General features: G+C 66.3%; 8 protein-coding genes. 1 reads left to right on the top strand and 7 read right to left on the bottom strand.

Annotation, left to right across the window (positions count from 1 at the left end; all coding sequences use genetic code 11):
- The 5 genes from AC1D14_RS21390 to AC1D14_RS21370 all read right to left on the bottom strand — a co-directional run.
- Positions 1-776 (bottom strand): DUF222 domain-containing protein (locus tag AC1D14_RS21390; RefSeq protein WP_476969145.1); only part of this gene is annotated, 776 nt, incomplete at its 3' end.
- Positions 777-929: 153 nt separating this feature from the next.
- Positions 930-1,352 (bottom strand): DUF1622 domain-containing protein, encoded by a 423-nt coding sequence (locus tag AC1D14_RS21385; RefSeq protein WP_230120125.1) that lies wholly within the window; start codon positions 1,350-1,352, stop codon positions 930-932.
- A gap of 103 nt (positions 1,353-1,455) precedes the next feature.
- Positions 1,456-2,316 carry an SDR family oxidoreductase gene (locus tag AC1D14_RS21380; RefSeq protein ID WP_476882402.1) on the bottom strand — a complete coding sequence of 287 codons (861 nt, stop codon included), beginning with the start codon at positions 2,314-2,316 and terminating at the stop codon, positions 1,456-1,458.
- A gap of 54 nt (positions 2,317-2,370) precedes the next feature.
- A complete protein-coding gene (locus AC1D14_RS21375) occupies positions 2,371-3,315 on the bottom strand; it encodes a nuclease-related domain-containing protein (RefSeq protein ID WP_476969144.1) in 945 nt (314 codons plus the stop codon).
- Positions 3,316-3,470: 155 nt separating this feature from the next.
- On the bottom strand, positions 3,471-4,382 hold the full coding sequence (locus tag AC1D14_RS21370) for an MSMEG_6728 family protein (protein WP_476882404.1): 912 nt from the start codon (positions 4,380-4,382) through the stop codon (positions 3,471-3,473).
- A 268-nt stretch (positions 4,383-4,650) separates the two neighbouring features.
- Here AC1D14_RS21370 and AC1D14_RS21365 point away from each other — a divergent pair, with 268 nt between their 5' ends.
- Entirely contained in the window at positions 4,651-5,178 is a 528-nt protein-coding gene (locus AC1D14_RS21365) for a hypothetical protein (protein WP_230120156.1), read from the top strand.
- Positions 5,179-5,658: 480 nt separating this feature from the next.
- Here AC1D14_RS21365 and AC1D14_RS21360 read toward each other — a convergent pair whose 3' ends face one another.
- Together AC1D14_RS21360 and uvrA are read right to left on the bottom strand one after the other, a co-directional pair.
- Positions 5,659-6,360, bottom strand: a complete 702-nt coding sequence (locus tag AC1D14_RS21360; protein ID WP_476969143.1) for a transglycosylase family protein — start codon at positions 6,358-6,360, stop codon at positions 5,659-5,661.
- A gap of 301 nt (positions 6,361-6,661) precedes the next feature.
- The gene (gene uvrA, locus AC1D14_RS21355) at positions 6,662-9,214 is read right to left on the bottom strand and encodes an excinuclease ABC subunit UvrA (protein WP_476969142.1); all 2,553 of its coding nucleotides are present in this window, start codon (positions 9,212-9,214) and stop codon (positions 6,662-6,664) included.
- Positions 9,215-9,222: the final 8 nt, after the last annotated feature.

The raw sequence follows: 9,222 nt of genomic DNA, 5'->3' as shown, positions 1-9,222 counted from the left end.
GTGATGATGGTTCCGGCGCGGGAGGCGATGGTCCCGGCGGCGAGGTTCGCGGCGGTCTGTTCGCAGGCGGGGGGCATGGGGTGGGCGTTGAGGCCGGTGCGGGGCAGCACGGCCGCGGCGAGGGCGAGCCGGCGGCGGGCTTCGCCGATGCTGATCCGGAGCCGGACCCGGAGGTATTCGGCGGTGTTCCGGCACCCGTCATCGGCAGGCACAGACCGCACCCGCGCCGGCCCCGGCGCTGTTCCCGGCGCCGCGCCTGCGGACGTCGCTCCGGATCCGGAGACGTCCCCCGCGGTGTCGGTGCCGGTGCCCCAGCCGGTGGTCCAGCCGGTGGCTTTGGCCGCGGGTCCGGCGGCGTTGACCGCCTCGGTGCGGGTCCGTTCCACCGCGGCCGCGGCGAGCAGCTGAAGGTGCTCGGCACGGCGGGAGAGCTCCTCGGTCAGGTCCGCGAAATCCGCCGCCTCCCGGAAGGAAGCCAGCCCGAGTTCGTTGTCCGCGGCGTCGACTGCCGATGCCAGCGCCTCCAGACACTGTTCCAGGGCCTCAGCAGCCCCGCCACTGAAGGCGGTGCCAGTAGACGTCACGCCGGTGACAGACCCGCCGGTGACAGCACCGCCGGCGGCGGCACCGCCGTCGGACGCCGCGTGATCCGTGAGCAAAGCTGAAGCGGGAACGCTGCGAAGCGCGCGGCCCCGCAACAGGGAAGCCGCGCTAAGGCCCGGCGTTACCGCCTGGCCCGCGGTGTGATCCGCTGCGTGTTCCCCCATGGCTTCCATAGGAAAACTTTGTCAGAGGGGTCTGACATTTTTAGCTGCGCAAGGATAACCGAGTTGAAGGGAGCGAAATCTTAAATGGATGGCCACGAAGATAGACCGAACAGCCACAGACCACGGCCTGGCGGGAAACGTTGTCGCGAACCGACCGACGGACTACGTCTCTGAAACAGCGGACTCCCTGCTCTGCGAGCTGCCCTTAGATCCGGAACCGCCCGCAGACGGCTCCTTCTGCCAAGGCCATCTGCCTGTGATTTCCAGTTCCAGCGAGAAGCTCAGGAAAGTACGGATGAGCACGATGATGGCCAGCACGCCGACACTTTCAAACGTCGGAGTGACGGCTACGGTGCGGATGATGTCGGCTGCAACGAGGAGTTCCAGTCCTAGCAGAATGGAGCGGCCGAGCAGTTGGCGGTACGAGCGGTAGACGGACATGCGCCCGGCATCGGCGGGCAGGCGCCGGGGCTGGTAGCCGCGCAGTGCCATGGGGATCGAGACCACAGCGCCGATCACCATTACAGCCACGCCTGCGAAGTCCATGAACCTGCCGACTGCTTCAATAATGTGCTGAAAATCCATCGGGCCCCTCGTTGAAGTTGCGTTCGGTCTCGTTCGGTCCGGGCTGGTTCCCGTTTCCCCAGCGAGCTTGGTCCGGGCGGCCGGTGCTGCTTAGAGCAACGGCCTAGGGGTGCCGCACTCCAACCCCGGCCAGAATGTCGCGGTATCCCTCACGAAACGTCGGATAGGCGAAGGAATATCCGGTCCCTCGCAGCAACGCGTTGCTGCATCGCTTGTTGCCGCCGCGCGCCTCGCCAACCGGGCCCGACGGCGGGACATCGAGCCCCAGCTCCGATGCCAGGAACCGCAGGACATCACCGAGTTCGGCAGGATCGTCGTCAACCCCGATATAGACAGGCGCGGGCTCCTCGGCCATGGTGCACAGTCGAAGGATTGCGCCGGCGGCGTCGTCCCGGTGAATCCGGTTGGTGTATCGCTTGTCTTCGGGGATCACGGCCGACCCGCTGCGGACCTGATCTATTAGCCTTGTACGCCCGGGCCCGTAGATGCCCCCGAGGCGTAGCACCACAGCCGTCGTGGACGTCCCGTGCAGCCGCGTCAGGAGCAGATCCTCGGCCTCGCGGAGGATGCGGCCAGAGAAGCTGCCGGGTGCCGGCGTCGTGCTTTCATCCACCCAATCGCCGCCGGCGTCGCCGTAAACGGCGGTGGAGGAGACAAACAGGACGCGACGCGGCGTCACACCGTCGCGCACGAGCGCGTCCAGGACATGTGAAAGGCCGTCCACGTACGCCGCACGGTATGCCGCCTCAGTCGGCGAATCGGCGGCAACGGCAACGACGACGGCGGTTGTATCTGCCGGGACCGGCGGAAGGTCAGCGGTGCTCAGGTCAGCCGCCGCCCCTTCGATTTCCACTGGCAGTTTCGCGGGCGAACGCCGCCACCCCACAACGCGGTGCCCGGCTGCAGCGAACCGCAGCCCGGCTTCGGTGCCCAGGTCGCCACAGCCTGCCAGAAGGATAGTCATGCCTGCCAGTCTGCCAGTTCCGCCCGTCTGCCGTGTGCCGGCCTGCGCAGAACATCAACGGGAGGGCACTGTCTTTACGACGGAAGGTGTGGGGCGAGGAGCCTGCGGGGCTGGCTGCGACAAGTGGGACATCACGTTGACGAGGACACCAAGGATAAAGATGATCGACGCAATGTAAAGGAGAGCGCCGAGGCAGCTCTTGGTTTTCCGGCGTTTCGGCTTGCGTCCGGTGGGCACTTGAACAACGCTGTCGCTGGCGTGACGCGCACTCCGCCACGTCGCCAGTGAAGCGGCTGGCAACGCATCACGCGCAAGGTCAGGTGTCCCGATGTCCAACTGCCGGGTGGTCAGCAGGGTTGGACTCGTGCCGCCTGACAGCAGCTCCCTCAGATAAGTGTGGATGATCTCCACGGTCACCAAATCCAGAACAGCGGGGAGAGCGCCGATGGCGTTGCGAAGAGTATCGAGGCCTTGTATTCGTGCACCGCTGGCTGTGATTCCGTGCATGGTTGCTTGGCCCACCATGCACAGCCAGGCCTGGACGTGCCGGCGGTGTTGCGGTTCGAGGAGTGCCGCGACCGCCGAACATTGTTCCAAGACCCCCGAGACTTCTCGCTCTCGTGAGTATCTATTTTGGCGGAGGGTACCGTTTCGGAGCTGCACTTCGCCGGACCAGTTCTTTGCATCGATGACGATGACGCCGCCCGGGCCGACCAAGACATGGTCAAGGTTAGCCTTTGGCCGTCCCGGCCATCGAACGTCGTGCAAAACTCGCCAGCCCTGCGGTTCAAGCTCATCCAGCACATCCGCCACTCGGGCTTCGCCTGCCGCGCCCGCCGCCCAAGCTCGTTCAGCTCGTTCTGCCTGATCGAGCTGGCGACGCAGTTTTGCCGCGCGTTCCGCCGCTAAACGCGACTGTTCGGCAGCCCCGTCCCCTGCCGCCATTTTGGCCCCCATCCATATGACGTGCGGTTCCACCGCGAAGCGCACGAGGAACACTGTATTAGATCAACAGGCCCAGACGGGGCATCGATCTCGCCCTTATCTGCACGTGCCATGGCAATCAATATTCGGTTCTTCCGGAAATCGAGGCCCGTCGATTGCCGAGAGCGGCTTGGCCCGCGCATCCACCGGAACCTGGAAGCTCTGTGCCCTTACAGCGCAGGAACCGGGAAGAACACTCGGGGATCCTGCAGCAGGGCTGGGTAGTCGAACGCTGAACGGTCAATGATTTCGGTGACTTTGAAGTTGCGGCCGAAGCGGCCGTCGTCGAGCGTGATGGGCCGGCCGAGAACCATGCCGACGGCGAACTTGCTGCCGCCTTCAAACGGTACGGCCACCGGCGACTTGCCGGGCAGGGTGGAGAAGGCCGCTTCCTGGCGCTGGCGTTTCCGCGACGGCTTCTTGACGAGCTGCTTGGGAGGCAACTTGCGGGCGACCTTGGACGGGCGGCGCGAGCCTGAGTCCGCGTAGACCGGCTGGTAGTCGTCTTCGGTGCTGGCCGCAGTCAGGGTTGCACGTCCCACGGCCGGCAGTCCCACTTTGTCCAAGCGTTCGGGGTCGATGTCACCCACGTGCTCGCGCAGGATCCACAGCACGTCGTCCTCCGGGTCCTCGGGCAGGAACTCGTGGCGGGGTTCAGGCCAGACATACTCCAGGTCGGCTTCCGTGTCCGGGAAAACCGGCGCATAGAACCGCGGATCCTTCCGGATGAGGTTGGAACGGTGGCTCAGGTGCAGTTCGGGGTCGCCCAGCCATGGCGGCATGGCGATTTTGGCGGCGTAATCCGGGTGGGCCGCCTGTGGGGCGAACTCGCGAATGTTGTCTCGGGTGTTGTCCGCAAACCCCCGCTTGGTCCACTCGTCGGCCATGGCCAGGCCGTACATGGTGAGCGCCGGGACGTAACCCATCCACATGCGGATGGCCGGGTGTGACTGCCAGCCGTACTCCGGGATCACCAGCGCACGCAGTGTTTGCAGCGCCTCGACGCGCTGCTTGCCGAGCCTGGCGGGGTCCAGCACGGCAGCGCTTTGCTGGAAATCGGGATACGGAAGGAAGGTTTGCATCCTTTCAGTCTGACGCCCCGCGCCCGATGTGCCAATTACGGTGTCCGAGCCCACACGTTCGCAAACGCCCAGCCCAAATAAAGGTGTTCACATAGTGGACCTATGCATACACCAATGTGCGCCGACCACTAAGATAGCCGAAACCTCACCAGCGTCTGGAAGCCCTCACATGACTCTTACCTCTCCCGCGCCCCTGTTGCCCGCGCCCTCAGCGGCCAAATCACACGGGTCACAGGCGCCTCAGCACTTCGTTCCGAAGTACGGCAAAATGCTTGGCCCCGAGGCAAACGGCATCCTGGTTCTGGACGAGTTTACGCTCGATCCGGCGGCCGCCCGCAAGGACCAGCACCGCTTTCGAACGGCACTCGCTTCCGTCGCGCTGACTCTGCGCCGGCTGGTGGCCCTGCGCGTTGTGATCGCGATCGTCGCTGTTGCCAACCTGCCGCTGTTCCTGATGTCGACGGGCTGGTGGATTTACGCCGTCTCGCTCGCTCTGGTCATCGGAGTGCACCTGGCAGTGAACTGGCTGAACAAACACGAACCGCGGGTGAAGCAGCGCCACGAGCTTGAACTCCACCGGCACCGCGAACACAGCGCCAACTACCGCAAGGTGCGTGACGCCGTGAAGTTCGTCATCGACACCCCTTCCCGCATGAACGAGCACCTCTACCTGGAGCTGCTCCACGCCAAGCGGGTCGCCCTGCACCTCGCATCGGGCACAGTGGCCCTGCTGGACACGAGCGACGACGCCGCCTGGAAGGTGCGCATCGTTCGTGAACTGCCGGCAGCAGCCTAAGGCGACGCCTCAGAAGTAACCGCCTGACGCCTGCCAGGCAGTAGCATCAGCAACTGAACAGACAACGACGCCGGGACGCCCCACAATGGGGACGTCCCGGCGTTGTATTGCTTTAAGGGAAAGACTTGAGAGGAAGAACCGCTGGAAAACGACGGCGGGCGCCACCCGCGAACGTCACGTTCCGGCGTCGTCCCCGGTTCAGCAGCGACCTGACGCCCGGGTGCGCGAAGCGGACAGTCCGGACGCCCGACTGATCCAGGCGAATGACGCCGGGCCGCCCCGCAGAGGGGAGCGGCCCGGCGGCCATCGTGGCGAATGACCGCCTGCTGCGGAAGAAAACACGTTCGCGCGCTGACGTATGAAAAGCCAGTTAAAAGAACGACGCCGGGCCGCCCCCACAAAGTGGAGCGGCCCGGCGTTGGACTACAGGGGTGGGTCTACACGACAGTGCGGAACTGTCAGCAGGCCACGGCCGCCAAATTAGGCAGGCAGCTGCAGAACCTGGCCAACGAACACCAGGTCGGGGTCGGCGATGGTGGCAGCGTTGGCGTCGGCGAGGCTCTGCCAGCCGCCGTCAACACCGAGCTTGTCGGCGATCTTGCTCAGGGTGTCGCCGGCCTGAACGGTGTACGTCTCGCCGCTCACGGCGACGGCAGCCACATGCTTGGCCTGGACGGGGGCTTCGGCCTGCACGGGAGCCTGGACCGGGGCCGCGGTGGCGACCGGGGCCTGGGCAACCGGGGCCTGGGCAACCGGAGCAGTCTGAACCGGTGCGGCCTGGACGGGTGCACTCTGCGGCAGGATCTGCGGGGCAGCTGCGGTAGCGCCGCCGCTCAGGCCCAGCTTGGCGGCGCAGGCTGGCCATGCGCCCCAGCCCTGGCCGGCCTGGACCTTTTCGGCTACAGCGATCTGCTGGGCGCGGGAGGCGCCTTGAGGGGAGCCGGTGCCGCCGTAGGCGGCCCAAGTCTGCGGGGTGAACTGCAGGCCGCCGGAGAAACCGTTGCCGGTGTTCGTGGCCCAGTTACCGCCGCTCTCACACTGGGCGAGGGCGTCCCAGGTGGAGGTGCTGGCGGTGGGGGTTGCCGCGTTTGCGGCGGTGGCGGAAAGTGCAAGCCCTGCAACAGAAACGGCGGCGAGAGTTACTCCACGGCGCGCGGCAGTGCTGAAAGTAGATTTCTTCATGGTGGGATGCTCCTGAGGCCACCCGCGCTCGGTCCGTCCCCGGACGTTGTCGCGCTACCGCCCGCCCCTGACAAATAGAGGTCATTTCGGTGTCCGCCGGCCGGGCAGTAACTGGTGGAGGCGGCACCGGGCATTCATGGGCCCGCGTGGCGCGGGCATGTGTTCAACGGTAAAGCAGTGAGTCCCCGTTATCAAATCGAGATCAATATTGACAGTCAAGTGGGCGGCTGGAGGCCCATGTGACAGGCGCCCAAGTCGAGCGGGGGCCGCCGCAGACGGGTCCGCGGCGGCCTCTTTCGCCTCAGGAATTCAGTGCTGTGGCCAGGTACGGCGCCGTCCGGCTGTCGGGTGAAAGCGCGACGGCGGCTGCCGTACCGGCGGCGACAATCTCACCGCCGGCGTCACCGCCCGACGGTCCCAGATCGATGACCCAGTCCGCGGCGGCCACGACATCCATCTCGTGTTCCACGACGACCACCGTGTTGCCGGCATCCACCAGGCGGTGCAGCTGCGTCATGAGAAGCTGGACGTCCGCCGGGTGCAGGCCGGTGGTGGGTTCATCCAGCAGGTACAGCGTGTGGCCACGGCGGGCTCGCTGCAGCTCGGTGGCGAGCTTGATGCGCTGGGCTTCGCCGCCGGAGAGCTCAGTGGCGGGCTGGCCCAGCCTGAGGTATCCCAGACCCACGTCCCGCAAGGTCTGCAGGCTGCGCGCGGCCGCCGGAACGTCGTCCAGGAATTCTGCTGCCGCATTGACGGTCATGCCCAGGACTTCCGCCACATTCTTGCCGCGGTAGGTGACTTCCAGGGTTTCCGGGTTGTAGCGCGAGCCATGGCATTCCGGGCATGGACCGTAGCTGCCGGGCAGGAACAGCAGCTCCACGGCCACGAAACCCTCACCCTGGCAGGTCTCGCAGCGGCCGCCCACCACGTTGAAAGAGAAGCGTCCTGCGCCGAAACCCCGGGACCTGGCCTCGTCCGTGGCGGCGAATTCCTTGCGGACGGCGTCGAAGAGCCCGGTGTAGGTGGCGAGGTTGGAGCGCGGGGTCCGGCCGATCGGTTTCTGGTCCACCGTCACCAGCCGGTCCACTCGGTCCAGACCGGACACGGGCCCCACTGACAAAGGTGCTGTGACCTCGCCGGCGTCCTCCGGTTCCTCCTCCAACGCTGCCCTGTCTGCGGGCCCGGCCCCGGAATGCAGCCGGGCGCCGACCACTTCCGCGAGCACCTGGCTGACCAGCGTCGACTTGCCGGAGCCGGAGACGCCGGTCACCGCAGTCAGGACGCCCAGCGGGAAGTTTGCATCAAGCTCGCGCAGGTTGTGGCGGCTGATGTCCCGCAGCTCAAGCCAGCCGTCGGGTTCACGGCGAGTGCCACCGTCGGCCGCTGACCTGGCGGAACCGTCCGGAAAGAGGAACGCCCGGGTGACGGACTCCTCCACGTCGGCCAGGCCGGCCACAGGACCGCTGTAGAGCACCTCGCCGCCGCCTTCTCCGGCGTGCGGCCCCACGTCCACGAGCCAGTCAGCACGGCGCACCACGTCCATGTTGTGCTCCACCACGAACACTGAGTTGCCGGACGACTTGAGCTGGTCGAGCACCGCCAGCAACGGTTCGGCGTCGGCGGGGTGCAGCCCGGCGGATGGCTCATCGAGCACGTAGATCACGCCGAACAGCCCGGAGCGCAGTTGGGTGGCGATGCGGAGCCGCTGCATTTCGCCGGGGGAGAGCGTGGGGGTGGAGCGTCCCAGTGCCAGATAGCCCAGGCCAAGCTCCAGCAGCACGTTGACCCGCTGCAGGAGATCCCGCGTGATGGCGACAGCCACCTCGTTGCCTTCGCCCGAGCTCTGCTGCCGTGATGCGGTGACCGAATCGGTGAGCTCCGCGGTAGGACGGATGATCTCTGCCAGTTCGGCCATGGGAACGGCGTTCAGTCCGGCGATGGTGTGTCCGGCGAAGGTCACCGCCAACGCCTCTGGTGTCAGTCCGGTGCCGCCGCAGCGGGGACACGGCCCGGTTTCCATGTACGCCAGGACACGCTCGCGCATGGTGTTGCTCTTGGAGTCGGCGAGGGTGTGCAGGACGTAGCTCTTCGCGCTCCAGAAGCGGCCCTTGTACGGTTTGGCCACGCGGTCGCGCTGGGGCGTCACCTCTACCACCGGCTGTTCGTCGGTGAAGAGAATCCAGTCGCGCTGCTTCTTGGGGAGCTTCCGCCATGGAGTGTCCACGTCATAGCCGAGGTGGGTGAGGATGTCGCGCAGGTTTTTGCCCTGCCACGCGCCCGGCCAGGCGGCGATGGCGCCGTCCCGGATGCTGAGCGAGGTGTCGGGAACCAGGGACGCTTCGCTGACGGTGTGCGCGATGCCCAGGCCGTGGCACTCGGGGCAGGCGCCGGCGGCGGTGTTGGGGGAGAAGGCATCCGAGTCCAATTGCGCCGCACCAGCCGGATACGTCCCGGCCCGCGAAAACAGCATGCGGAGCGAGTTCGACAACGTGGTGACAGTGCCCACCGTTGACCGGCTGCTGGGCGTGCCGCGGCGCTGTTGAAGCGCGACGGCGGGAGGCAGCCCGGTGATCATCTCCACTTTCGGGTTGTGCCCCTGCTGGATGAGGCGCCGGGCGTAGGGCGCCACGGATTCGAAGTAGCGGCGCTGGGCCTCGGCGTAGATGGTGCCGAACGCCAGCGAGGATTTACCCGAGCCGGAGACGCCTGTGAAGGCGACGATCGCGTCGCGCGGGACATCCACGTCCACGTTGCGAAGGTTGTTTTCGCGGGCTCCGCGCACCCGGACAAAGCCGTCTGCTGTGTGGTCAGGCGCCAGGTCCGGCAGATGATCAGCATACTTTTCACTTCGCATCTATTCGA

Source organism: Arthrobacter sp. P1_B11, from assembly GCF_056406715.1.
The sequence above is the reverse complement of the archived record's forward strand: the minus strand, read 5'-3'. Positions and strand labels throughout refer to the sequence as shown.

What these genes read in the sequence shown, in the direction of transcription:
- AC1D14_RS21385 (WP_230120125.1), bottom strand. Translation starts at nt 1,352, where the DNA reads ATGGATTTTCAGCACATTATTGAAGCAGTCGGCAGGTTCATGGACTTC.
- AC1D14_RS21380 (WP_476882402.1), bottom strand. Translation starts at nt 2,316, where the DNA reads ATGACTATCCTTCTGGCAGGCTGTGGCGACCTGGGCACCGAAGCCGGG.
- AC1D14_RS21370 (WP_476882404.1), bottom strand. Translation starts at nt 4,382, where the DNA reads ATGCAAACCTTCCTTCCGTATCCCGATTTCCAGCAAAGCGCTGCCGTG.
- AC1D14_RS21365 (WP_230120156.1), top strand. Translation starts at nt 4,651, where the DNA reads ATGCTTGGCCCCGAGGCAAACGGCATCCTGGTTCTGGACGAGTTTACG.
- AC1D14_RS21360 (WP_476969143.1), bottom strand. Translation starts at nt 6,360, where the DNA reads ATGAAGAAATCTACTTTCAGCACTGCCGCGCGCCGTGGAGTAACTCTC.
- uvrA (WP_476969142.1), bottom strand. Translation starts at nt 9,214, where the DNA reads ATGCGAAGTGAAAAGTATGCTGATCATCTGCCGGACCTGGCGCCTGAC.